A 25,800-nucleotide genomic window follows, 5' to 3' on the forward strand; every position below is an offset into this window, starting at 1 on the left:
TGTTATGCCGGCAGACAGAACTGCTACGACGACAGTATTCAATATTCAGACTTATTGTATCCATGATGGTCCCGGAATCCGCGTGACCGTATTTGTAAAAGGATGCCCGCTTCGCTGCACCTGGTGTGCGAATCCGGAATCCAATTTAAAAAAACCACAGCTGATGTTTTATAAGGATAAATGCACCGGGTGCGGCCGGTGTGTTCCAGTCTGTCCGCAGAAGGCAATTTCCATCCAGGAAACCGACGGAAAAGTCCATGCGGTGATCGACCGTACACGTTGCACAGACTGCGGAGCCTGCGTAAAACCATGCCCGGCAGAAGCGCGTGAGATCGCGGGTGAGATCATGACGGTTCAGACAGCATTGGACCGTGTCCTTGCCGACAAGCTGTTCTTAGATACTTCAGGCGGCGGTATGACCATCAGCGGCGGGGAATGCCTGGCATGTCCGGACTTTACGGAAAATCTGTTAAAGGCAGCCCACGAAGAGGGCGTATCTACTGCCGTGGAAAGCAGCTGTTATGCATCGGAAGACGTGATCGACCGGGTATATTCCAATGTGGACCTGGCACTTTGCGATGTAAAACATATGGATCCGGAAAAACATAAAGAATATACCGGGGTCAGCAACGAGCGGATCCTGAAAAATATCATCCATATCAATCAGGATCTCCATGTACCGGTATGGATCCGCGTTCCTACCATAACCGGACACAATGACAGCGAGGAGAATATCCGGGCAATGGCAGAATTTGTGCAGAAAAACTTAACGCCGGATACCAGGGTCTGCCTGCTTCCGTATCATCGTCTGGGTGAATCCAAGAATGAAAGTCTTGGACATAACATGGACTGGTCCATTGAAATCCCGTCGGACGAGCATATGAACCATTTAAAGGAAATCGTGGAATCTTATGGACTTACCGTACAGATTGGAGGCTAAAACGTGGCATTTGACTTAACGAAGTTTTATAAAGAACTGGATACCTGTTATGCAGAACATGATCTGGAAAAAACAGAACGCTTCTTAAAAGAACAGCAGAAAAAAGCATACGAAAGCGGAGCCTGGATCCCGCAGAACAACGGCTGTCCAAGCTGTGTTCCGGAGATGGAACCCAATATGGATTATGTCGCTGTATGCAATGAGATGGCATGCTTTTACCGGGGCTTGAGCCGATGGGAAGAGTCCCTGGAGACATTTTCCCTGGCGCAGAAGGAACTGGAATCCCTATACCGCAAACATACGGCAGAATATGCCACGATCCTGTTAAATAAGGCAGGCACTTACCGTTATATGGGAAAACTTAAGGAGGCTCTGGAACACTTCTTACAGGCAGACCGGATCTACGCGGGACTGGATTATAAGGATCCGGGAACCCTGGCCGGGCTGTATAATAACATCGGGCTGGTTTATCTGGACCGGAAACAGCCGCGGGAAGCAGCAGACTATTTCCGGCAGGCGATGGAAAAGCTGGATCAGTGCGAAGATTGTGAAACCGAGCGCGGAACAACCTGGAACAATCTGGCGGTGGCATATGACCAGAAAGGGGAACGTGAGAAGGCAGAGGAAGCAATTGAAGAAGCAATCCAGATTTTACAGCAGCTGGACGGCGGCATGAATCCACATTATCCGGCTGCACTGAATACGAGAGGAACCTTTGCATACAGAAAAGGCAATTACGAACAGGCACTGGCTGACTTTGAGGAAGCATTGCAAAAGACGCGCATGGTCTACGGCGAGAATACAGAGTATGCAAGCGGATGCGCAAACTGTGCGCTTGTTTGCAGAAAACTGGGACGGGAAGACGAAGCGAAGAAGTGGGAAGAGAAGCAGAGAGAGATTGAAGAGAAGCTGCACGGCGAAAACTGAATAAAACTATAAGGAAGAAACGGCTGCATTCATGGTGCATGACATGGATGTGGCCGTTTTTTGTTTCGCAGGAAATTGTATCCTGCGAAGCAAGATATTCTGCGGGAATGTGCCAGGTCACATTCTATTTTTTACGCAACTGGCACGCTTTTTGCTTATCTATATAGTAGAACAGATTGCGCAAAAAAAGGAGGAGTCTATGGGAATCAGTTATGAACTAGCCAGGTTCATTGCAGAAACAAACTATGAGGATATCCCGCATGCAGTGATCGAAACACAGAAAAAATCCATTCTGGATGCAGTGGGGATTACGCTGGGAGCTGCGGTCCTGGGGGATGGCTGCAGGGAATTCGTAGAATTGGCGGTAGAAAACGCGGTGGGCGGAAAAAACGAGGCAACCGTGATTGGGTTTGGCAAAAAACTGCCGGCAGCCTGGGCTGCTTTTGCGAATGCGGCCATGGCACATTCGCTGGATTTTGGGGATACGCAGATGGATGCGGTGGTACATTCCAATGCATCGACCTTTCCGGCAGCACTTGCCGTGGCCGAGCAGTTGGGAACGGTAAGCGGAAAGGAACTTTTGGCGGCACTGGTACTGGGAAGTGAAACCGCGTGCAGGGTGTCTTTGGGCGCCAGGGAAGATCTGGAGAAGTATGGCTGGTATATGCCGACCATTTACACTTCTTTCGGTGCAACTGCCGCAGTGTGTAAGCTTTTGCATCTGACACCGGAACAGATTGTAGATGCCCTGAGCTTTAATCTCTGCCAGACAACCTGCAGTGCAGAGCTGATGAACAATGCGAAAACCGTAGTGCGGTCAGTGCGGGAGGCATTTTCCGCACGCAATGCAGTCCTTTCTGCCCAGATAGCAAAGAAAGGGTTAAAGGGATTTGAGGAGCCTTTGGAAGGAAAATTGGGATTTTATCATGCCTATGCAAGGGACCATTATGATCCAGAATCGGTGATCCGGCAGCTTGGAGAGCATTATTATGCAGGAGAACTGTATTTCAAACTCTGGCCAAGCTGTGCAGGAACGCATCCGGCAATCATAGCAGTACAGGAACTGATGAAGCAAAATCCAATCCGGCCGGAGGAGATTGAGCGGGTTCACGTTGTAGTATCCAAACGGAATCAGATGCTTGTGGAGCCGGAAGAAATACGGAAGGCGCCGGAATCTTCGATCATTGGAAAGTTCAGCATCCCATATACTGCTTCTGTGGCAATTCTGAACGGAACGGTTGTATTAGATGACTTTTGGCCGGAAGCTTTAAAGAATGAAAACGTGAGAAAATTGGCTGCAAGATTCACATATGAGGTTAATGACGATTGGGGAAAAGCAGAAGGAATGAATACGGAAGTGACAATCTATACCTGTGATGGTCAGTCATTCCGATATTTTTATACAGAAATCGGAACAGAGCGAAAGGATGCTTCTGTGGAAGAAATCGAAGAAAAAGTAAAGTCCTGCGCAAAACATGCGCTGATCCCACAAAAGAATGAAAATCTGGAGCGGCTGATGCATCAGATTGAAACACTGGAAACAGCAGAAAACATAAAAGAAATGACAGCTTTGCTGTAAAGAAAGCCGCGAATAAAGGAGAAAAACATGAGTATTTTACAGTATCATTTTCGGTCAAGAGTGTTGAACATGTCCACATCCATTACGGTAACGATCCCGGATCAGTCTGATGGAAAGACGCCGTGGGATAAGACGCTGGACGATATTTATTATCCGGGAAAGAAGTACCCGACGATTTATCTTTGTCATGGAGGAAGCGGCGATAATACGACCTGGGCAAGAAATACCCAGGTGGAACTTTACGGAAACCAGAAGCGGGTTATGACGGTCGGGATGGATCTGGAAGAGAGCTTTTGCTGTGATATGAAAGTGGGAAGAAACTATTTCACTTACGCGACGGAAGAGGTACCGCGTCTGGTACAGGCACTGTTTCCGTCTTCTCCGGCGCGCGAGGATAATTTTGTAGCCGGATTTTCCATGGGAGGCCACTGTGCCATGAAGATTGCACTCCGGTGTCCGGAAAAATATGCGGCAGTCTGGGCCATGTCTGGTGCAAAGGATCCGGTGCGGATGTATCACCTTGCACTTGAACGCGGAATCCATGCTTCAAATGATCTGATCCAGGCAGCCATGGGACCGATCGATGAAGTGTACGGAACAGAGAATGATCTGCTTTATCTCGCAAAGAGCCTTGCAGAATCCGACCGACCGAAGCCGCTTATTTTCCATTCCTGTGGCAAACAGGATTACGGTCTCGCATTGTGTCAGGAATTTGCGGATTATCTGACCAGTGTGGGACTGAAAAACGAATTCTTTACACCAGATGGAATTCACGATTACTATTACGCAAACCAGATGCTGCGGAAAGCGATTTTTGAAAAGTTCCCGATCCGCGAGGTGAATTATTAGATTCAGAGGAAAGTCTGAAAATAAGGAAAAAGCAAGAACAAGAACAAAAACAAGCAGAACTAAGAGCAAAAACGAGGAGAATCAAGAGCAAAACGAGGAAAACCAGGAACAAAACGATTGGGAGAAAGGAAGAACAGATTATGGGAGATATGATGCTGGAACATGGGAAAATGCCGGTCAGCACGCCGGAAGAACAGGGGGTATCTTCGGCAGCAATCATCAGTTTTTTGGACCGCTGCAAACGGGAACAGCTGGAACTGCACAGCCTTCAGATCGTCAGAAATGGAAAACTGATCACCAGTGCGATCGCAAAACCATTCACGGAAAAAAGTTTTCACCGGATTTTTTCCGCAGCAAAGGGAGTAGTAGCGACCGGTATGCTGCTTGCGATCCAGGATGGATATTATGATCTGCATGAGTTAGTCGTGCCACGGCTTCCAAAAGAATGGATTCCGGAGGATCTGGACGAAAAATGGAACCGGCTGACGATTTATCATCTGCTGACCATGAATACCGGTCATGACTGTGACACTTTGTTTCAGATGTGGGGAAAGAGTGACTGCTGGATCAAAACGTTTTTTGAAGTACGGCCTGCTTACGAGCCGGGAACGTATTTCCGCTATGATATGGGTGCCCAGTATGTTATGAATGAACTGGTTCGTCTGGCAACGGGAAAAGATCTGGGACGGTACTTAAAACCAAGAATTTTTGATCCGCTTGGAATTGAATATACGAACAATTATACAGAGCCGGAGGGACATTTCTTTTCCTCCACGATCCAGTTCCATCCAGATGCCTTAACGAAACTTTCCCAGCTTTACCTGCAGAAAGGTTCCTGGGAAGGCAAACAGCTGATTCGTGAGGATCTGGCAGTGGCAGCAGGACAGCATCATGTTCCATGCAACCACTACCGGGATAGCGGATCCGGTCAGCCGGATTCTACATCTGGTTATGGATTCCATCTGTGGAGAAACAGCGTTGGAGGCTTCCGATTTTCTGGTGGACAGGGACAGTTTGGAATTGTCCTGCCAGACCAGAATATGGCAGTCGGAATCCTGGCTACGGAGAATGACAACCGCAAGATTCTTCAGGCATTTTTCGGCGAGGTCTTTACCCATCTTTACAAGCTGCCGATGAGACCGGATCCGAAGAATCAGAAGAAACTTCAGGATATGTGTGAGAACTTCAACCTGGCACCACAAAAGGGAGATGCAGTCGGAAATATTGCATCGCTCGTGAATGGAAAAACCTACGTGTTTACCGAAAATCCGATTGGTCAGAAATCCATTTCCTTTGGCTTTCGTGAAGATTATGTGGAAATTCAAAGTGAAGATGAAAAAGGCGCGGTTACACATGTGTGCGGTTACGATGGAAAATGGATTCACAATAAGGGCAGCAGATATCTGTTACATGCAGGCGATCCGGACTCTATTGCAGATCTGGACCGGATTTTCTATTACGACACCCACGATGTGATGCTTTCAGGAAGCTGGCAGAGCGCAGACAGCTTTGCGTTCACGTTGAGAAGCGATTCCCTGTTGTGTGGCTATCCATATGTGTGTCGGTTCTTAAAAGACCGGATTGAAATTTCTGTTCCAGCGTATACGTTCCAGCCGAGAAATAAAACTGGAAAAGGCGATGTGGTTACTTTAACCGGAATGCTTCAAAAGTAGCAGATCAGATAAGGTAAAAAAGCGGAAGAAACATTTCTGAAATGAAATTGTTCTTCCACTTTTTTATGTGTTGCGTATTAAAAGAGAAGTGACTGGTGCGGATCCGCCAATGTTGACAGAGTCTTTCGTAATTTGTAAAATGAAATCAAATTTGCAAAGATGAAATGGTTATTACAGCAGGATGATTGCAGCAGGAGGAAGTATGACAAAAATATACTATTATCTTACAGGAACTTATGATCTGGATTCCATCACATACAGTGCAAAGCGGATTGGCGTGGATGTTACCATAAAAAGATTGCCGGAAGATCTGCCAAAAGAAGAATTGCAGGAGCAGATCCGTCAGTGGGAACAGGAAGGAGCGGAAATTATCCTGTGCAGGGGAGCGGCAGAAACCCGTATTATGAATATGGTTTCCAAAGCGTATGTCATGGGCGTGAACTTTTCTGCGGATTCCACGATTGAAATCCTGAGCGGATATCAGCGGCTTCATCCACATTTTTTTGAACAGAAGAGAAGAGTACTGCTGATTTCAACAAAGCTGCTGAGTGTGAATGTAGCTGTCTTGAAAGAGCTGTTTCAGGTCGAAGTAGAAAATCTGCCTACAAAAACCTGGTTTGCGGAGCATCATGCAAATGAAGAGGATCTGGATGCGTACGCTGCAACGTTTGATCTGGTGATTACAGGCACTCACCGTGTAGAGCGGATGACGAAAAAAGGAATCAATGCATTCTACTTTCCGAATTCTGAACGGGATACATTTTATAATAATTTTATGATAGCAGACATTATTGCAAAATCGCGAAGAGAACTGAAAGAAAAAAATGCTGTGATCCAGAGTATCCTGGACAACAGTTTTAATGCGATCCTGACTTTGAATCAGGACGGGATCATTCTTCGTGGAAACGGGCAGTTGAAACGTTATTTTAAGGAAAATGGCGAAAAGCTGGTGGGGAAAAATATCAGTGACCTGATGCCGGATTTTAACCGTGAACTGCTGAAACGCCTGTTTGTGGAACAGGAAGAATTTTACGGGGAAGTAGCCCAGTTTCAGGACAGCATGCTGATCATAAACGGTTTTCCAATCTATGAGAATGGACAGATCATCAGTGGTGCCCTTAACTTTGAGGAACTGCGGCAGATTGAAAAAATCGAGCAGCGCGTGAAGTCTGAACTTTACAACAAGGGTCGGATTGCGAAATATACGTTTCAGGATATCATCGGCGAGTCTGAGAGTATGAAACAAACAAAGCATTATGCAAAGGAGTTTGCACGCCATTCTTCCAATATCCTGCTTTACGGGGAAAGTGGAACCGGTAAGGAGCTGTTCGCCCAGAGTATCCACAACGAGAGCGCCTGCAAAAACGGTCCATTTGTGGCAGTCAACTGCGGTGCTCTTCCTGCAAATCTGTTGGAGAGTGAACTGTTTGGTTATGCGGCCGGTTCTTTTACCGGAGCATCCAAAAACGGAAAAAAGGGATTGATCGAGCAGGCAAACCAGGGAACGTTGTTCCTGGACGAGATCTCAGAGATGGATCCGCTGGGACAGGTGCGGCTTTTGCGTGTTCTTGCGGAACACACCATTGTGCGGGTCGGAGATGATAAGGTCATTCCGGTGGATGTGCGCATCATTGCGGCGTCCAATAAGAATTTAAAGAAACTGGTGGAAGAGGGAAAATTCCGAGAAGATCTTTATTACCGCCTGAATGTGCTGATGCTGAAAATTCCGGCACTCCGGGAACGAAAAGGAGATGTGGTACGCCTGACGGAATATTATCTGCATCATTTTGGGGATTTAAATAAAAAACACATTGAACTGACGGAAGATGCCATGCAGGCGATGGCGGAATATCCATGGACCGGAAATGTAAGACAGCTACGCAATTTCTGTGAGCGTCTCGTGATTATCAGCATGACCCGGATCGTGGATCGGGAATTTGTTGTTCGCCAGTTAAATGACAGCTTTTTTGATTCGGTAAAAGACAGCAGTGCTGGAATGGTGCAGAAAAATCCAAAACAGGCGGAGCAAATGGAAGCAGAACTACCGGAAACAAAAGCAGTTGAAAGAAAATGGTCAGAGACAAAACAATCAGAAACAAAACAATTAGAAACAGAAGAGCATGTTGTGCCGCAGCCACCGTATCATTCGGTATTCTCAAAAGCAGACAGCGAATATGACCGGATTCTGGATGCGTTAAACCGCGCTCATGGAAACCGTGGAACGGCAGCTGAGATTCTTGGAATCAGCAAAACAAGTCTCTGGAGGCGAATGAAAAAATTTAATATCTCAGAAAAGTATTAAATACCGGCATAAAATGAAAAATTTGGCATGAAATTTGCTCATTACATATGCATAAAGGCATCAAAACGTGGATATTGGGATGTCGGAAAACGGAGAGAGGGGTGTATGTATATGAAGAGATCTTCCATGCCAGGTGAGTATGCAGGATTTTCTGAAAAAAAGTATGGGGATTACAAAGTAACATCACAGTATGTGGATGGTTATGATGGAACAAAGCTTGCCGTAGATATTGTGCGTCCAGTAGACGAAAACGGAAAGCCGGTGGAAGAACCGCTTCCGGTTCTGCTTTTGATTTCCAGGGGAAAACGGTTTACAACTCCGGACGACCCGACTGGTCCAGATGTGATTGCCCATTGCGTGCCGTATGGTTACGTTGGTGTGATTGCGGAAATGCGCGGCTGTGGAGCTTCCTACGGAACGAATAACAGCTTCTGCAGCATTGAAAACCGCCAGGATGTAACGGCAATCATTAACTGGATCGATGCACAGTCCTGGTGTGATGGAAACGTTGGAACCTTTGGCGGTTCGAACCGTGGACTGGGACAGTTTACTGCTTCTGTAGCAAAACCGGAACCGGCAAAGGCATTAAAAGCCATTACGCCGGTCGTTGCAAATGCAGATTTCTATTATCAGGATTACCCGAATGGTGTCTGTGCACTGGCATTAAAGAAGCTGCCGACCTTATCTGGAAGCCAGAATGCGCCGAAACAGTTGACGAAAGAAGAAGTTCTGGAAAAGGTAAAACCGGTAGATGAGGACCCGAATGGAGATATGGCTTATGAGGCATATCTGACCGGTCAGTACGGGAAAAACCATGGATTTATGGGATGGCTGTTACTGCCGGATATGTGCCGCGATGACCCGAATCCGAATCTGGACGGAGAAAAGACCAATCTTACGATTCCGCCGATTACGGACATTGATGTATTTAAAAAGACTGATATTAAGGTACACCAGTTTGCCGGTTTTATCGAGTCCGGTGCATTTGGTCAGCTGACTGCCGCAAAAGAATGGGGCGGAAGTATTCTGGTTGGTCCGTGGGATCACAGAGAAAGCCGCCGCGGTACCAAGGGATTCCCGGAAGGCATGTTTGATTTTAAGGCAGAACATTTAAAATGGTTTGACAGCTGCCTGAAAGGTAAGAAAAACGGATTTGATGAAAAACCGCCGTTTATGTATTACACCCAGAATGCGGGAGCAGGAAATTACTGGAGATGTTCCGATACCTGGCCGTTAGAGTCTGAGCGGATGATGACGCTGTATCTGTCGGATGAAAAATCCAATACTGTGGATTCTGTCAACGATGGTGTCCTTTCCCAGACAAAACCGGCAAGCGAGTCTGGTGCAGATTATAAGGTAGATCTGTCTGTGAAAGTATTTGATGATGGACAGGGCGGAGAACTGGACCGTATGCATATGACCTGGGATGGTGATATGACACCAGGTGTAGATAAGAAGGGACTGACCTTTACCAGTGCACCGCTGTTCCGTATGTATCAGAATGAAATCACCGGAACCACACCGGTTGATCTGTGGGTAAGCTGTACCCAGAAAGATGCAGATTTTATCCTGTTTTTGGAAGAAGTATTCCCGGATGGAAGAAGCAAATATGTGACCATGGGCTGCCAGCGTGCTTCCCACCGGACAAGCGAGCCGCGTGAAGCATGGAATGAATGTGGTGCAACATACCATCCGTGTATGCGTGCAGATATGGAACGCTGCCTGGAAGAAGGAATGGACAAACCGGTGCATCTGCAGTTCCATTTAGAGCCGATCTCTTATGTATTCCAGAAAGGCAGCCGGATCCGTCTGACCCTGGTATGCTCTGCAGAGACGGCATTCCAGCATAACATTTATGATCCGGAAAACCTTCCGACTGTAACCTTGTATCAGGGCGGAGACCATGCATCCTTTATCCGGATCCCGTTTGTAGAGCACACGGAGAACGTATATAACGGTACGGTAGAACTGGATGGCGAAACCGGACCTGGTACCTTATATTTCTTCAACAAACATACCTACCTGTATGCGAATGGAATGTGGCACCGCTATGAAAGCAATGGTCCGGAAATGAAGTATACGATGGAAGCTGGCAAGGCTGTATTTGCTGCTGGATTTACCTTCCACCTGGAAGGAAACCCGAAGATGGACGGTATTCTTCAGCACTATGAGGGAGGAGACAAGGAAACAGTCCCTTTTCCGGCTAAGCGGAGCCAGATCGTAGCACAGGTTCCGGTGACACCAAAGGAAGATATTTTATTTGCTCCGGATGTAAAAACCTTAAAGCTTGAAGTATTTGCTTCGGAAGATGGCAATAAAAAGGCTCCGTGTATCGTGTATATCCATGGTTACAGCGGAACCCCGTCCAATGTAAAAAAGCCAATCGCAGATCTGACGAAGTATGGCTATACTGTAATCGGCATTGACCTGCGCAACTATCCGCCGAATGCTTATCCGGATTATGTATATGACCTGAAAGGAAATATCCGTTATATCCGGGCGCATGCAGAAGAACTCGGCGTGGATCCGGAAAAGATCGCAGTATATGGTTCTTCTCTTGGCGGAAACTCTGCCCTGAACCTGGCATGCCGTGCCTGGGATGAGGAGACAGAAGGTCATGTAGGCGGAAATGAAGCGTATTCCAGCCGTGTTCAGGCAGCTGTTGTCGGATACGGATGGTCGGATATCCTCTATATGGGGCAGGATCTCATGGAGGAGTACAAAGATGCAGCAGAAGCACTGCGAAATCAGAAATTCTTAAATTCCGACGGTCCAAACGCTCCGCTGGCTCAGGTCATCGATTTTGCCGGAGAGGGAAAAGGCATGGCTGTGCTGCGCGAGTATATGGAAAGCGGAAAAGAGGGAAGCGATTCGTATCTGGATGGAAAACTTGCAGAGGCGAAAAAAGCAAGCCCGGTAGGAGCCATTGGACCGGATTGCGCCCCGCTTGCACTGTATGGCGGTCTTGGCATGACTTCTGTGGATATTCCATTTGGTCAGACCAGAAGAACCTTTGAGGTGTGCGGAAAATATGCAGTCGATTGTTTCCTGTTCTGCAATACCAACGGCGCTTATGGGGACAAGCCGGAAGTGGTTGCGGGGATCCGGAGCTTCCTGGATCACTATCTGAAACAGGATGTTACCAGCTTTAAAAAGACGGTAATGCAGCTGGATTCCAGTCGGATTCTGGAGAATAACCATGAGCGGAAACTGGAGTACCTTCCGGTTGTCTGCAAGGAAAACAGTATCTGGATTTCAGCACGTTATCTGAAGGAATGTGTTGATCTGGAACTTTCCGATGCAGAAACGATTACGCTCCAGGATGAGGTTTATGTAAATGGAAAAGCTCTGGAAGGAACCGGCTATGTAAGCGAATATTATGCGGATAAGAATATGGTGGTATTCGCAAAGGAAGGCGAAATCCCAGGCAAAAAAGTAAAGAGCCGCACCAGCAAATAAAGAATCCTCAGGCAAAGGAGGCGTTTTATGGCATTAAAGTCAGAAGTATCGCCAAATACAGGAAGAAAATATTGCTTTCAGCTGAAATCGATTTTAATTTCACCGGACAGCAAAAAGATATTTTTAAATCAGTATCTCCATGAACTGTGTCGTATTCCAATCCGGACGGAGGGGGATGTATACGTCGCTCTGGCGGATCTGGTGAAGATTTTCAGTCCGGACTGGAAACTGGAAGGGACGCAAGACCTGATCTGCAAAGATAAGCGCATTCATTTTACACCGAATTATATGCTGGTAAGTACCGATGAAGAGAGCATTGCCCTGCGGCATGCTCCCTTCGAGAAGGAAGAAATGGTATATATCCCGTTCGCAGAAGTCATGCAGAGGTTCTTTGGCTGTTACAGCTTTCAGATTGGAAACTATATTGGTGTCAGTGCTTCCGAGGAAGACAGCCGGATCCGCTTTGATGGTCCGAAATGCCCGGAATTCAATCAGAGAAGACTGGATTTCAGACGGGAAAAACAGTACGGGGATGTCTATGTAACCTACTGGATGGAGGAAGAACAGCGCCTGAATAATTACCGGATGTATATCCCGTTTTCCTATGATGGCACAAAACCGTACAAACTGCTTGTCTGTCTGCATGGCGGTGGCGGAAACTCCGATACGGTGTTTATCCGCAGCGAACAGAAACTCCAGTATTATGCGGAGCAGCATGGGTATATTCTTCTCGCACCGAATTCCTACGTTTCAGGAAGTAATTATGGAAGCTTTATTCCACCGCATTACATGTTTCCGGAACCAGGGGAAAAGAGTGGGGAACCGCAATTTTATACGGATGCAGAAAAGAAAGAGTTTCAGGTTGCCCAAAGAGGGGTAAAGCAGGTCCTTGATGAGGTACTTGCACGCTGGAATATCGACCAGAACCATATCTTTGTGATGGGAAATTCCATGGGAAGCTGCGGAACGTTTCATCTGCTTTCCACCTGGCCTGAACTGTTTCAGGCGGGCGTTCCGACCGGGTGTATGCCGCTTGTGGAATACATGGATCTGGCGCCTTTAAAGGGAAAGAAGATCTGGTACATGACAGGAACGGAAGATCCCAATAATCCTGAAATTATGAAAGAATGCTGCGATATCATGAAGAAAGCCGGTGTGGATATCCGCTTCCATCTGATCGGCGGCGGCTATCATTCTGATGCATGGGTCAATGAAATTGATAAAATGTTTGAATTTTTTGAACATATTGACGATGTAAAGTGAAATATAAATAACGAAATGAAATAAAAATTACATAATGAAATGAAAAATTCACCCATTGTGTGATGAATGAAATGTAAAAAACAAAAATGCATGCCATGCGCCGAAAGCCGCAGACCGGAAAAAGCCATAAAAAGAATGATAAAAAAACAACACATTCTTGTGGCAAGGTTGGCATGCATTTTGCTTTATAATCAAGTAACTGATCAGCTTTACATGCTTTTTACATTTTAGGAAAGGAGAGTAGGACTTATTTCGTGAAGAGTCCGAAAATAATGTATGGGTCGTTACATAGCAAAACGAATTTTGTGGATGATTCCGGTTCTTTTAGGAGTATCCTTCCTGGTTTTCACACTGATGTATTTTACACCAGGAGATCCGGCAGCTATCATTCTGGGGGCGGAGGCAACAAAAGAACAAATTGCAATCACGAGGCATGAGATGGGACTGGATCAGCCATTTCTGATCCGCTATTTCAAATATGTATGGGATGCCATTCATCTGAATTTCGGAACTTCGTACGTGAACGGTCGTTCCGTTATGACAGAACTGATCCAGCGTTTCCCGTATACCTTCCGCGTAGCACTGATCAGTGTCGGCATTTCCATGCTGATCGGTATTCCGTTAGGGGTTATGGCAGCAGTAAACCAGTACACCTGGAAAGATAACCTGTCCATGATGGTTGCACTGTTCTGCAGATCCATGCCGAACTTCTGGTTTGCACTGATGCTGGTATTATTCTTCTCCCTGAAATTAAACCTGCTTCCGGCTATGGGCGTTGACAGCTGGAAATGTTACATCTTACCGTGCTTTGCGATCGGTGTCGGAAGTGCGGCGGGTTTGGCAAGGCAGACACGGTCGGCGATGCTCGAAGTAATCCGTCAGGATTATGTGACAACAGCGAGAGCGAAAGGACAGACGGAAAGAAAAATTATTTATGGACACGCTTTCCGCAATGCACTGATCCCGATCATCACCCAGGTTGGTACTTCCTTGGGGCATCAGATGGGCGGTGCGATCATTGCAGAATCCATCTTCTCTATCCCGGGAATCGGCTCCTATATGTCAACTGCGATCGGAAGCCGTGATTATCCGGTGGTACAGGGAGGTGTATTGTTTATCGCAGTCGTATTTGCGTTTACCATGCTTCTGGTAGATATTTTATACGCATTCGCAGATCCGCGTATTAAATCACGTTATTCCAGCAGCAAGAAGAAAGCAAAAGCAGCATAAGGAGGAAGAAAACGTGGAGAAGACATCAAAAAAGAAAAAACAAAATCAGGTTCTGGTGGTTCTGCATCGTTTAAAACGCAACAAGATGGCAATGGTCGGTCTGTTTGTGATCACCCTGATGGTGCTTGCTTCCGTATTTGCACCGTGGATCGCACCGTATGGCTATGAGCAGCAGGATCTTTACAACATTTTCAAGGCTCCGGGCGGAGCACACATTTTAGGAACGGATAACCTCGGACGTGATATTTTCAGCCGTCTGTTATATGGCGGAAGACAGTCCTTAAAAATCGGTATTGTATCCGTTGCCATTGCGGCCTCTTTGGGAATCATTTTTGGATCCATCGCCGGTTACTATGGCGGCTGGGTCGACAATGTGCTGATGCGTGTTCTGGATGTCTTCCAGGCAGTTCCTGGACTTCTGATGTCCATCGCGATCGCAACCACACTGGGACCTGGCATCAACAATGCCATGCTTGCAATCGGTCTGACCACCATTCCGGGTTATGCGCGTATGACGAGAGCTTCGTTTTTAAGTGTCCGCGGAATGGAGTATGTAGAGGCGGCAACTGCAATCAATGCGACCGATTCCAGAATCATCTGGAAGCACATTCTCCCGAATGCGATTTCTCCGATGATCGTCCAGATTACCATGGGTGTTGCTTCTTCCATCCTTGCTGCAGCGTCCTTAAGCTTCATGGGACTTGGTGCACAGCCGCCGCTGCCGGAGTGGGGTGCTATGCTGACAGCTGGAAGAACCTATATGCGTGATTATCCATATCTGTGTATTATCCCGGGTCTGGTCATTATGGTAGCAGTACTTTCCATTAATATGCTGGGTGATGGTTTAAGAGATGCTCTTGACCCGCGCCTGAAGAACTAAGGGGGATCCGAGTATGAGCCAGGAAAAGAAAGAACAGCTGATCGAAGTAAAAGATCTAGTTGTGGAATATACCTCAGACGGAAATGTGGTGCATGCAGTAAACGGTGTATCTTTTTCCATCAATAAAGGAGAAACACTGGGACTGGTAGGTGAGACCGGTGCCGGAAAGACAACCATTGCAAAAGCAATTCTGGGAATTTTGCCGGATCCGCCGGCGAAAGTGCGCGGCGGTTCCATTGTACTGGAAGGCAAAGACATGTTCAAAATGTCTGAAAAAGAGATGCGTTCCATTCGCGGCAACAAGATTTCCATGATCTTCCAGGATCCGATGACTGCATTAAACCCGATCTACACAGTAGGTCAGCAGATTGCAGAGACCATCGGAATCCATGAAAAACATTTAAGCAAGCATGAAACAGAAAAACGTGCCATTGATATGCTGGAGATGGTAGGAATCCCGGGCGAGCGTTATGGAGAGTATCCGCACCAGTTTTCCGGTGGTATGAAGCAGCGTGTTGTCATCGCAATGGCACTGAGCTGTAATCCGGAGCTGCTTCTGGCCGATGAGCCGACTACCGCACTGGATGTAACCATTCAGGCACAGGTTCTGGATATGATGAACGAACTGAAGAAGAACCTGAATACGTCCATGATCATGATTACCCATGATCTTGGAATCGTGGCAGAGATGTGCGACAATGTAGCAGTTGTCTATGCAGGCGAGATCGTCGAGATCGGCACGGCGGAAGATATTTTTGACCGCACGTCCCATCCGTATACGGAAGGTTTGTTTGGCTCTCTTCCGAGTTTGAACAGCAAGGTGAAACGCTTAAAACCGATCGCAGGCATGATGCCGGATCCGATGAATCTGCCGAAAGGCTGTGCATTCTCTCCGAGATGTCCGTATGCAACGGATGCCTGCCGGGAGAAAAAACCGGAAATGAAAAATATAGGCGGAAACCATTACTGCCGCTGCTTCAGAGTTTCACAGGAAGGGTAAGGAGGTCAACATGGCAAACACAGAGAATATTCTTGAGGTACAAAATCTGAAAAAATATTTTCAGACGCCGAAAGGAACCTTGCACGCAGTGGATGATGTGACATTCTCCTTAAAACGGGGCACTACACTTGGTGTAGTAGGAGAGTCCGGATGCGGCAAGTCCACCTTGGGGCGGACCGTCCTTCACCTTCTTGACAGTACGGACGGTAAGATTTTTTTCGAAGGAGAAGATGTAACAAAGGTTGATAAGGCAAAACTCAGAAAGCTGCGCGAGCAGATGCAGATCATTTTCCAGGATCCGTTCTCATCCTTAAACCCGCGTATGTCGGTGAGTGAGATCATCATGGAACCGCTGATCCTGCGCGGCGGAATGAGCAAGAGCGAGATGGAAGCGGAAACGTCCAAGCTGATGGAAACCGTAGGCCTGGCAGAACGTCTGGCAAATTCCTATCCGCATGAGCTGGATGGAGGACGTCGCCAGCGTATCGGTATTGCAAGAGCACTGGCTTTAAATCCGAGCTTTATTGTATGTGACGAGCCGGTATCTGCACTGGATGTATCAATTCAGGCACAGATTTTGAATCTGATGCAGGATTTACAGGAAGAGCGCGGACTGACCTATATTTTCATTACTCATGACCTGTCGGTTGTAAAATATATTTCAACCGAGATCGCGGTTATGTATCTGGGTCAGATGGTGGAAAAATGTGAGTCGGATGAACTGTTTTTACATTCTCTTCATCCATACACAAAGGCACTGCTTTCCGCAATCCCGATTCCCGATATCCATGCAAAGCGTGAGCGGATCCTGTTAAAAGGAGAAATTACTTCTCCGATTAATCCGAAGCCAGGCTGCCGTTTCGCAGCCAGATGTCCGTATGCATCGGAAGAGTGCCACAAACCACAGCAGTTAGAGGAAGTATTACCGGGACATTTCGTATCGTGCTGCAAGGTGCGCGAAATCAACAATTTATAATGTAGGAATTCACTCCCGGGGAAGGCTTGTTTCCCGGGTGAGAAATAAAAAGGGTTGCCGAACAGGCAGAATGGAGGATTTACGTATGAGATTGAAAAAAATGACAGCACTCGGACTTGCTGCAGTTATGGGACTGAGCATAACTGCATGCGGCGGCGGAAACAGCGGTGGAAACGGTAGTGGGGCACCGGCAGAAACCACACAGGCAGCAGCTGCGGAAACTACGGCAGAAGCACTCCCGGAAGGTGTTGCGGATACCGTCAGCACCCGTATTTCCCGCGGTGATGTGGCAGCACTGGAGCAGGAAATGGTTGTTTCTACCCATTCCAGCAAAGATACGTTAAATGTACAGCTTTCCGGAGATCCGGGTACATTATTCCCATACACAAAGGGCGCAGGTAATGTTACGGAGATCATTAACCGTGAAGTCTGCGAGCCGCTGTTCTTCCATGGATATAACTTTGAGATTGTTCCGCTTCTGGCAACCAGCTGGGAGCATCCGGATGAGCTGACTTACATCTTCCACTTAAGAGAAGGTGTGAAGTATTCGGACGGAACCGATTTTGTGGCGGATGATGTAAAGTTCTCCATGCAGATGAACTATGACGATACCCAGCTTCAGCAGAACGTAAAGAGCGTGGATATGGACAATGTTGAGATTATCGATGATTATACCATCAAAATCCCGTTAAAAGAGCCGGATGCTTACTTTATGACGGAGCTGCAGGGCGTTGCGATTACGAAAGAAGAAACTTATAAGAACAGCCCGGATGGCTTTACCGAGAAACCGATCGGTACCGGCGCATATTATGTAGATGAGTTCGTGGGCGGCAACCGTGCAGTCCTGAAGGCAAACCCGAATTACTGGGGCGGCGAGCCGGCAATCAAGACTGTAACCTTTAAGGTAATCAGCGATACCGCACAGCGTTCCATTGCACTGGAGACCGGCGAAGTTGACCTGCTTACCGAGTTAAGCCAGCAGGATTACAGCCGTATCGAAGCAGATGACCGTTTCAACACCATCATCCGTTCTGGTTATAAGTCTGATACACTGGATTTCAACTGCAGTGAGAACTCCATTTGTCATGATGTAAAAGTGCGTCAGGCCATTGCTTACGCAATTGATAAAGCAGCTATCTATGCAGCTGTATACCAGAACAAGTTCGGTTCTATTGCTACTGCATATCCGTCTGATGGTATGATCGATTACGATCCGAAGTGGGAAGAAGGCGGCTACTATGCAACCGATCTGGAAAAATCCAAAGCACTGTTAAAAGAAGCTGGTATTGCAGAAGGAACCAAGATTACCATCATCAACAATGGTGACAAGACATACTCTTCCGTAGCAGAGATCGTACAGGCAATGCTGTCCCAGGTTGGTTTAAACGCAGAAATCACCTCTTATGAGAGAGCTGTTTATAACAGTATCATGGATGACGCAGCAGGCGGCTGGGATATCGCATTTGGCAGCAAGACTTCTCCGGCTGGTTATGTAGCAGATATGGCACATGCTTACTTTGAGAAAGCAGGTATCAACCGCTGCCATTATACCAATGACGAATTCAATGAGTGGCTGCTTGAAGCAAAGAAAACCGAGGATGATTCCAAGAGAGCAGAGATTACAGATAAGATCGTTAAGGTTCTGCAGGAGGATGTTCCGTCTCTGGCATTCCATCGTCAGGCGATCAACTATGCTTGGGTAAAAGATTTAAAGGGCTTTAACGTATATGGTCAGAACAATATTCGTGTAAAATATCTTTATTTTGAATAAAATCCCCTTATTGAAAAGTAGCTCCGGCATAAAAACCGGAGCTGCTTTTTGTTTACTGTAACCAAAGGAACTGGATGGAAATTGGTTCAAGTAAACATATTTTATAAGAATGTGTTTTGATAAAATATTGACAACGTAGCTATGGAAAACAAATCAATAAGGAAGGAGCTGGGGTATGGAGAAGGAAAAACTTGTCATGTACGGAGTGGGGGATGTAGCACCGTACCGGGACGATCTGTCGTCTTCGTTTGTCCATGTGAAAGATCTGTTTCAGGAAGGAGACCTGACATTTGGTCAGCTGGAAAGTGTCTTAAGTGAGACGGGACCGTTATCAAGCTGTACGCGCATGGGGTGTTCGTCCAGACCGGAGGTTGCCGGTGCGTTAAAAGATGCAGGATTTGATGTGATCAGTTTTGCGTCGAACCACGCACTGGATTATGGCAGGGATGCATTCAAAGAAACGCTTGTGCATTTACGCAATGCCGGTCTTTATGTGATCGGTGCCGGAGAAAACGAAGCGAAAGCAAGAGAGTATCCGATCATCGATGTGGAAGGCACGAAAGTTGCGTTTCTCGGATATGGTTCCATTCTGCCGCAGGGGTTCTGGGCAGAGGAAGCAAGACCTGGATGCAATCCGGCCCGTGGAATTACCGCTTACGTGCCGGTGGAGCATGACCAGCCGGAAACACCGTGTCGGATGTACAGTTTTCCACATCCGGATGATCTGGAAAAGATGCTGAACGATATCCGGGAGGCAAAACAGAAGGCAGATCTGGTTGTGGTATCCATGCACTGGGGCATTCATTTCAAGGAAGGTGTCCTTGCCGGGTATCAGAAATATTATGCGCACTTTGCCATTGATGCAGGCGCAGACCTGATCCTTGGACATCATGCCCATATTTTGAAGCCGATTGAAATGTACAAAGGCAAGGCTATTTTCTATAGTCTTGGAAACTTTGCCATGGAAGAAGTCACCGATATGCTCCGTGACGTAAAGGCGAAGGGACAGGACATGAAGACTTCGAAGAGCCACACGGAAATGACGGCGATCAGCGATGCATTTAAGACAACCAAACGGAGTTTTCCGATGGACTGTTATCTGACCATGATCGCAAAATGGACGGTGAAGGACAAAAAAATTGACCAGGTTGGCTTTGTACCGGCGTATCTGCCGGAAGATGGTGCTCCGTATGTGGTGAAGCCGTCAGATCCGAAATTTAAGGAAATCTTCGACTACATGGTGCGCATTACAAAAGGCCAGAATATGGATCCGGATATCTATCATATCGATGGGGACTGGGTGGAATTAACGTAAAAAAGAAAAAGGGAACGAGGAGGTAGTAACATGTCAAGCAGTGCAATTATTGTTTGTTTGATTGGGATTGTTGTCGCAATAGCCCTGGGCTATAAGTTTAACGTCAACATGGGTGTTACCGGCATGGTTTTTGCATGGATTGTCGGTTGTCTGATGATGGGAATGAAGGTAAAAGAAGTGGTGGCTTTATGGCCGAACAGTGTTATTTTCCAGCTGTTGTCCATCACGTTATTCTTTGGATTTGCATGCTGCAACGGCACGATGCAGGCAGTTGCAGATCATCTGCTGTATGCAGTCAGAAACCAGTCCTGGATGATCGGTCTTGCGATTTATTTTATCGCGATTGTCCTTGGTGCGATCGGATGTCCGCCGCCTGCAGCGAATGCAATCATGGCAGTGATCGGCTTCTCCATCGGACTTCCGGCTGGTCTTCATCCGGTGATCATCGCATGGGGCGTATGTCATGGTGCAGCGATCGGTGCATGTATGCCGTGGGCAGCATCCGGTGCAGTTGTAAACTCCACGATTGCAGCAAACGGATTTGAGGCAGAGGCAGCTGGCATGACCTGGGAATTCTTCCTTGCATATTTCCTGGTTTCTACCGTGATCCTGCTTGGTCTTTACTTTGTATTTAAGGGCAATAAACTGAAAACCATCAGCGTTGAGAAACCGCAGCCATTCAATGATGTTCAGAGAAAGAACCTGGTTATCATTGCAATCGTGGTAGGACTGGTTGTTATTCCGTCCATGCTGAGCAAATTCATCAAGAACCCGACGCTTGCATTCCTGTCATCCAGACTGGATATCCAGATGCTGAGCTTTGTAGGATTTGTAGTTTGTGTATTAATGAAGCTGGCAGACCAGCGTGCAGCCATCAAGAGTGTACCGTGGAACACGATCATTCTGGTCGGTGGTATCGGAACCCTGATGAACGTTGCAACCCAGGCTGGTGTGGTTGATGTGATTTCCGGCTGGCTGAACAACAGCGTTCCGGAAGGTATGATGGTAGCATTTATGACACTGCTTGGCGGTTTCTTAAGCTTCTTCTCCGGCGGTATCAACACGGTATTCCCAATGCTGGCTCCGATTGTCGGAACTGCAGTTGCCGGAACCGCGATCAAACCGGTTACCATGTTTATCGGTATTCTGCTTGGTGCATGTTATACTGCACTGTCTCCGTTCTCAACCGGTGGTGCGATCTTCATGTCGAACTGTCAGGATGAGAAAGTCAGAGGCAAACTGATTACCTGGCAGCTTGGACTGGCAGTACTCGGTATGGGCGCTTCTGCAGTACTGGCAGCAGTTGGTATTCTGGGACTGTTCTAAAATTTAAGATAATAAAAAATGTGGCGGTCGTAATGGACTGCCACATTTTTTTACTTTCGCAAGAGACTGCTCTCTAACGGTGGAAGCTGAAATGGAGAATGCTGGTATTGCTCTACATACCGGATGATCATACAGCTTAGGATAAGCTGGTGGCGGGTATAAGGGTTTTCCAGATTATCGTTGATCAGCTCCTGGATCTTATTGAGTTTGTAAATGGTCGTGTTGCGGTGCATGAACATTTTGCGGCTGGTCTCGCTGATGCTCCGGTCATTCATCAGAAAGGTGAACAACGTATCGCGCAGGTTGTTGTTGTAGGCGCGGTCATAGCGCGTCAGGGTCAGAATAGCAGGGTGACAGAGATAAAGGATGTCGTTGATTCCCATTTCATTGGACGCAGCCTGTTCGCAGAGCCGGATGATATAGTAGGGCGCGTAGCGGTCAAACCGCAGACACCTCAGGGTAAGTTCATCGTCAAAACGGATTGCAACGGCAGCTGGCAGAATCTGGAAGCACTGGAAAAACAGAACACGTACTCCCTGCAGACGCTGCGATGGATTGGATACCATGGCATAAGCGTGATATTGCTGGAGCAGGGACGAAAATGTTTCATTTTCCGTAATGGTGATCGGTGCATCTGGTTTGTCATCACTTGTCATGATGTAAATGCATTCGTCGAGCAGGGCCACGAGATCGGAAGGAAACAGTGCCTGAAGCTCGTGACAGAAGTGCCGGAGTTCCTGCGGATAGATTGGAAGCGGGAATCCGTCATCGTCGATGGAGCGGATGATGATTCCGCGCATAAAGCGTTTCGGGTGATTGGGCAGCTGTTTTAGTTTCCGCTCCAATTGCTCCAGATCTTCTGGTGTATCCCCTAAAAACTGGGCAGCCAGGGACTGGAACGTGTCTTTGCTTGTCTGATACCATTCATCCTCCAGCATGAGTCTGGCTGCAATGGGCGCCATCACGTATAAAACGTTTTCCAGCATACTGGTGCTGTTGTTGGTGCAGGCGAGAAAATAACCAAGCACGGTATGGTTTTGTGTGATCGGGATCAGCGAAAATACATAGCCGTTTTTCCGTGAAGTGCTGATCACGGCATTTGGCGTTAAGTGGTTTAGCTGTCCGACCAGTGTCTGGAACGGCGAGTCCGGATTTTCCAGAAATTCCTTCGATCCCACATCCATGTAGGCTTCGTCTGCTTCCTGGATGCTGCGCAGTGCCGGCTGCAGATTCGAAGTAAGCAGGCAGATGGAAATCTGGAACTGCTTTCTGGCAGCCTGTAAAAGCGGCTTGATCCCTTTTCCGCCATTCTTGGTCAGCAGGGTCTTCCATTCATCGTAGCGCAGGATGCTTTGACTGAGATGGTTATACAGGGATGTGAGCGGGAGTGATGTAACGATCAGGATCACGTTGCGTTTCGGGGCATTCTGAAGCGATTCCGCATTTCCAGCTGAAATTAAAACACAGTTTTCCGCGATGCTTCCGCGAATCAGCAGCCGTGTAATACTATCGGCAGTTCCAACGTAAATCATGGATGGATCATCGGCCTTTTCTCCATCACACAGATAGATCCCTCGAAGCTCACGAAAGGTTTTTGGAAATGTGAAGGGAGAACAGAGATAAGGCTTTAAGTCGCTGATGACCATAGGAAGGGTAATCATGCAGGCATTCCTCTTTTCTTGAAAAATATATAAAATATATAAACGTTATGTGCAGTTCAACCGTAGGATTTTGCTCTTCTGCACAATATAATAAAATACAGGACTCGATTTTGTGAAATAGATGTCGAGAACGGATTGATTATAGCATCAAATATTTGGAATTGCAAATTAGCAAAAAGAAAGGAAAAATTATGTACGAACGTATTGAACGCATCAAAAAGCGCGTGATCGTAGATCATTATCCGATCTGCATCGAAAAATACCGCATCACGGCAGACGTGCTGGAGCACTCCAAGCATGACCCGGCTATGGTTCAGCGTGGAAAAATGCTGAAAGCTTATGCGGAGAGAATGCCAATCGCTATCGCAGATGACGAGCTGATCGTAGGTCTGGGCGCTTCCAAGCCGATGGGGCTGGAGATCGACCCGAACTACGGAATCTGGACCCAGGATGAGATCGACAGCCTGATCGAGGACGGTTATATCATGGACGAGCAGGATCAGAAAGATCTGCAGGAGCTCAATAAAAACCATGATCCGGCTACCCAGATCGGTATGCAGGGCGACATCTTCTATGAGCAGGAGGATGAGCGGATCTTAAAGCTGTTAAAGGCAGGTCTGGTTCTTCCGCCGTGGAAAGATAAATCTGAGGGACGTGGCGTAGGCGGCGGTTATGCACAGAGTGGTCTTGGCCTTGGACCGAGCCTTGTGCTTCTTTTGGTAGACTATACCAAAATCCTGGAAAATGGTACACTGGCACTGATCGAGCAGGCAAAGGAATGCCAGAAAGAGCTTCGCTTTACCGATGCAGAATCCATCGACAAGTTCCGTTACTACCGTGCCGTAGTTATGGCATTTGAGGCAATCAACACCCTGGCTGACCGTTACTCTGCACTGGCATTTGAGATGGCAGAAAAAGAGACCGATCCGGTGCGCAAGGAAGAGCTGAAGACCATCGGCGAGACCTGTTCCTGGATCCCGCGCCACAAACCGCGTACTTTCCGTGAGGCAATCCAGTGCTTCTGGTTCCAGTTCTTAATGCTGAGCCCGAGTACCACGCTGCCGGGCGGACGTTTCGACCAGTATATGTATCCGTTCTATAAGGCAGATCTGGAAGCAGGCCGTATTACAAAAGAGGAAGCAATCGAGCTTCTCTGCTGCATGCGCCTGAAAGATATGGAATTAAACCGTACTTCCGGAAAGAACAACCGAAAGAAAAATGCAGGTTTTGCAAAGTGGCATAACTTCATCATTGGCGGTGTAAAAACGGATGGTACCGATGCAACCAACGATTTAAGCTACATGCTTCTGGATGCAGCGCTGATCACCAAAACCCCGCATCACACCATTACCCTGCGTGTGGCTCCGTCTACTCCGAAGGAACTGCTCTTAAAGGGCGTGGAGTGTATCAAGGCAGGCTTAAGCATGCCGGCATTTGTCAGCGATGAAAGCTACACCGAGTTCTTCACCATGCATGGTGTTTCCTTAGAGGATGCAAGAGACTTTGCGATTACCGGCTGTCTCGATGCAAACCTTCCGGGCAAGAGCCGTACGGGCCCGGTTCCGATGACGATCATGACCGTTATCTTCGATCTGTTCCGTCATAACGGTATCAATGTGAAGAACGGCGAGCTTGCAGGAATCCAGACCGGTGACTTCACCCAGTTTAAGGATTTCGAAGAGCTGTTTGCTGCATGGGAGAAGCAGTTTAAGTACTGTGTCGGCATTGTAGGAGAGCGTAACAATGTCGAGTTGAAGGTAACCCAGGAAGTACTTCCGGATCCGCTGCGCAGTGCGCTGATGTACAACGGAATTGAGAGTGGTAAGGATATCTGGTGCCGTCATGACATTCCGTTCGATAACACCGCATCCGTATGTACCATCGGTATGGTTAACGTAGGTGATTCCCTGGCAGCCATCAAGAAACTTTGCTTCGATGAGAAGAAATATACCCTGAAAGAACTTTACGATGCCCTGGAAGCAGACTGGGTAGGATATGAGGATATGCGCAAGGACTTCCTGGATGCACCGAAGTTCGGCAACAACGATCCTTATGTAGATGAGATCGTAGCACGCTGCTATAAGATGTTCACCGACTTTGTTCCGACCCTGACCACCGTTACAGGCGGAATCACCGTTCCGTGTGGTATTTCCATCACCAGCCATCAGCCAGGCGGTCTGTTAACCGGAGCTACCCCGGACGGACGTAAAGCAGGAACCCTTCTTGCCGATGGTACCATGAGCCCGATGCAGGGCATGGATACCCATGGTCCGCTGGCAGTATTGCAGTCTGCCATGAAGGTAGACCAGGATCCGTTCCAGGCAACCCTGTTAAATATGAAGTTCCATCCGTCCGCACTGAAGACCGAGGCAGATATGGAGAAGCTTGCTTCCATGATCCGTACTTACCTGACCAACGGCGGAAAGCATGTACAGTTCAACGTTGTTGCAAAAGAAACCCTGATCGATGCAAAGGAAAATCCGGCAGCGCACAGAGATCTGGTAGTCCGCATTGCAGGCTACAGTGCTTACTTTGTACAGCTGAATGAGTCCATGCAGGAAGAGGTTATCAACAGAACCGAGCATACCTTATAATAGAAGATTGAGATTCTGTGATAAGCAGAAAAAATAAGTGGATGCGCCATTCGGC

At 47.4% G+C, this 25,800-nt stretch carries 17 protein-coding genes; 16 read left to right on the forward strand and 1 reads right to left on the reverse strand.

The features are described 5' to 3' along the window. Nucleotides 1–4 precede the first annotated feature (4 nt). From DWZ40_RS06430 to DWZ40_RS06500, 15 genes are all read left to right on the forward strand, one after another. The gene (locus tag DWZ40_RS06430) at nt 5–940 is read left to right on the forward strand and encodes a glycyl-radical enzyme activating protein (RefSeq protein WP_182431634.1); all 936 of its coding nucleotides are present in this window, start codon (nt 5–7) and stop codon (nt 938–940) included. A gap of 3 nt (nt 941–943) precedes the next feature. Then, complete coding sequence (locus tag DWZ40_RS06435; RefSeq protein ID WP_118541879.1) at nt 944–1,867, forward strand: tetratricopeptide repeat protein; 924 nt, start codon at nt 944–946, stop codon at nt 1,865–1,867. 199 nt (nt 1,868–2,066) lie between these two features. Continuing rightward, nucleotides 2,067–3,446 (forward strand): MmgE/PrpD family protein, encoded by a 1,380-nt coding sequence (locus tag DWZ40_RS06440; RefSeq protein WP_182431635.1) that lies wholly within the window; start codon nt 2,067–2,069, stop codon nt 3,444–3,446. Nucleotides 3,447–3,473: 27 nt separating this feature from the next. Next, nucleotides 3,474–4,295, forward strand: a complete 822-nt coding sequence (locus DWZ40_RS06445) for an alpha/beta hydrolase-fold protein (RefSeq protein ID WP_118541883.1) — start codon at nt 3,474–3,476, stop codon at nt 4,293–4,295. A gap of 140 nt (nt 4,296–4,435) precedes the next feature. Then, nucleotides 4,436–5,968: a serine hydrolase gene (locus DWZ40_RS06450; protein ID WP_118541885.1), complete on the forward strand. Its 1,533-nt coding sequence runs from the start codon at nt 4,436–4,438 to the stop codon at nt 5,966–5,968. 202 nt (nt 5,969–6,170) lie between these two features. Continuing rightward, nucleotides 6,171–8,270, forward strand: a complete 2,100-nt coding sequence (locus tag DWZ40_RS06455; protein WP_182431636.1) for a sigma 54-interacting transcriptional regulator — start codon at nt 6,171–6,173, stop codon at nt 8,268–8,270. 105 nt (nt 8,271–8,375) lie between these two features. After that, nucleotides 8,376–11,729, forward strand: a complete 3,354-nt coding sequence (locus DWZ40_RS06460; protein ID WP_182431637.1) for a CocE/NonD family hydrolase — start codon at nt 8,376–8,378, stop codon at nt 11,727–11,729. Between the two features lie 27 nt (nt 11,730–11,756). Further along, on the forward strand, nt 11,757–12,992 hold the full coding sequence (locus DWZ40_RS06465; RefSeq protein ID WP_118541891.1) for a prolyl oligopeptidase family serine peptidase: 1,236 nt from the start codon (nt 11,757–11,759) through the stop codon (nt 12,990–12,992). A 276-nt stretch (nt 12,993–13,268) separates the two neighbouring features. Next, nucleotides 13,269–14,222 (forward strand): ABC transporter permease, encoded by a 954-nt coding sequence (locus DWZ40_RS06470; protein WP_118541893.1) that lies wholly within the window; start codon nt 13,269–13,271, stop codon nt 14,220–14,222. 13 nt (nt 14,223–14,235) lie between these two features. Next, nucleotides 14,236–15,102, forward strand: a complete 867-nt coding sequence (locus tag DWZ40_RS06475) for an ABC transporter permease (protein WP_243035239.1) — start codon at nt 14,236–14,238, stop codon at nt 15,100–15,102. A gap of 13 nt (nt 15,103–15,115) precedes the next feature. Next, nucleotides 15,116–16,102 carry an ABC transporter ATP-binding protein gene (locus DWZ40_RS06480; RefSeq protein ID WP_118541897.1) on the forward strand — a complete coding sequence of 329 codons (987 nt, stop codon included), beginning with the start codon at nt 15,116–15,118 and terminating at the stop codon, nt 16,100–16,102. Between the two features lie 10 nt (nt 16,103–16,112). After that, nucleotides 16,113–17,078 carry an oligopeptide/dipeptide ABC transporter ATP-binding protein gene (locus DWZ40_RS06485; RefSeq protein ID WP_118541899.1) on the forward strand — a complete coding sequence of 322 codons (966 nt, stop codon included), beginning with the start codon at nt 16,113–16,115 and terminating at the stop codon, nt 17,076–17,078. A gap of 85 nt (nt 17,079–17,163) precedes the next feature. Further along, nucleotides 17,164–18,849, forward strand: coding sequence for an ABC transporter substrate-binding protein (locus DWZ40_RS06490; RefSeq protein ID WP_182431638.1), 1,686 nt, complete (start codon nt 17,164–17,166; stop codon nt 18,847–18,849). A 175-nt stretch (nt 18,850–19,024) separates the two neighbouring features. Next, nucleotides 19,025–20,164 carry a CapA family protein gene (locus DWZ40_RS06495; RefSeq protein ID WP_118541903.1) on the forward strand — a complete coding sequence of 380 codons (1,140 nt, stop codon included), beginning with the start codon at nt 19,025–19,027 and terminating at the stop codon, nt 20,162–20,164. A gap of 30 nt (nt 20,165–20,194) precedes the next feature. Then, nucleotides 20,195–21,490 (forward strand): SLC13 family permease, encoded by a 1,296-nt coding sequence (locus DWZ40_RS06500; RefSeq protein ID WP_118541905.1) that lies wholly within the window; start codon nt 20,195–20,197, stop codon nt 21,488–21,490. Between the two features lie 50 nt (nt 21,491–21,540). Here the strand turns inward: DWZ40_RS06500 and DWZ40_RS06505 are convergent, their stop codons facing one another. After that, nucleotides 21,541–23,151 carry a helix-turn-helix domain-containing protein gene (locus DWZ40_RS06505; RefSeq protein WP_118541907.1) on the reverse strand — a complete coding sequence of 537 codons (1,611 nt, stop codon included), beginning with the start codon at nt 23,149–23,151 and terminating at the stop codon, nt 21,541–21,543. Nucleotides 23,152–23,342: 191 nt separating this feature from the next. On the opposite strand from DWZ40_RS06505, the gene DWZ40_RS06510 reads away from it, so the two are divergent. Next, nucleotides 23,343–25,745, forward strand: a complete 2,403-nt coding sequence (locus DWZ40_RS06510; protein WP_118541909.1) for a pyruvate formate lyase family protein — start codon at nt 23,343–23,345, stop codon at nt 25,743–25,745. Nucleotides 25,746–25,800: the final 55 nt, after the last annotated feature.

The organism is Clostridium sp. AF32-12BH (assembly GCF_003477935.1).
Taxonomy (GTDB): domain Bacteria; phylum Bacillota; class Clostridia; order Lachnospirales; family Lachnospiraceae; genus Brotaphodocola.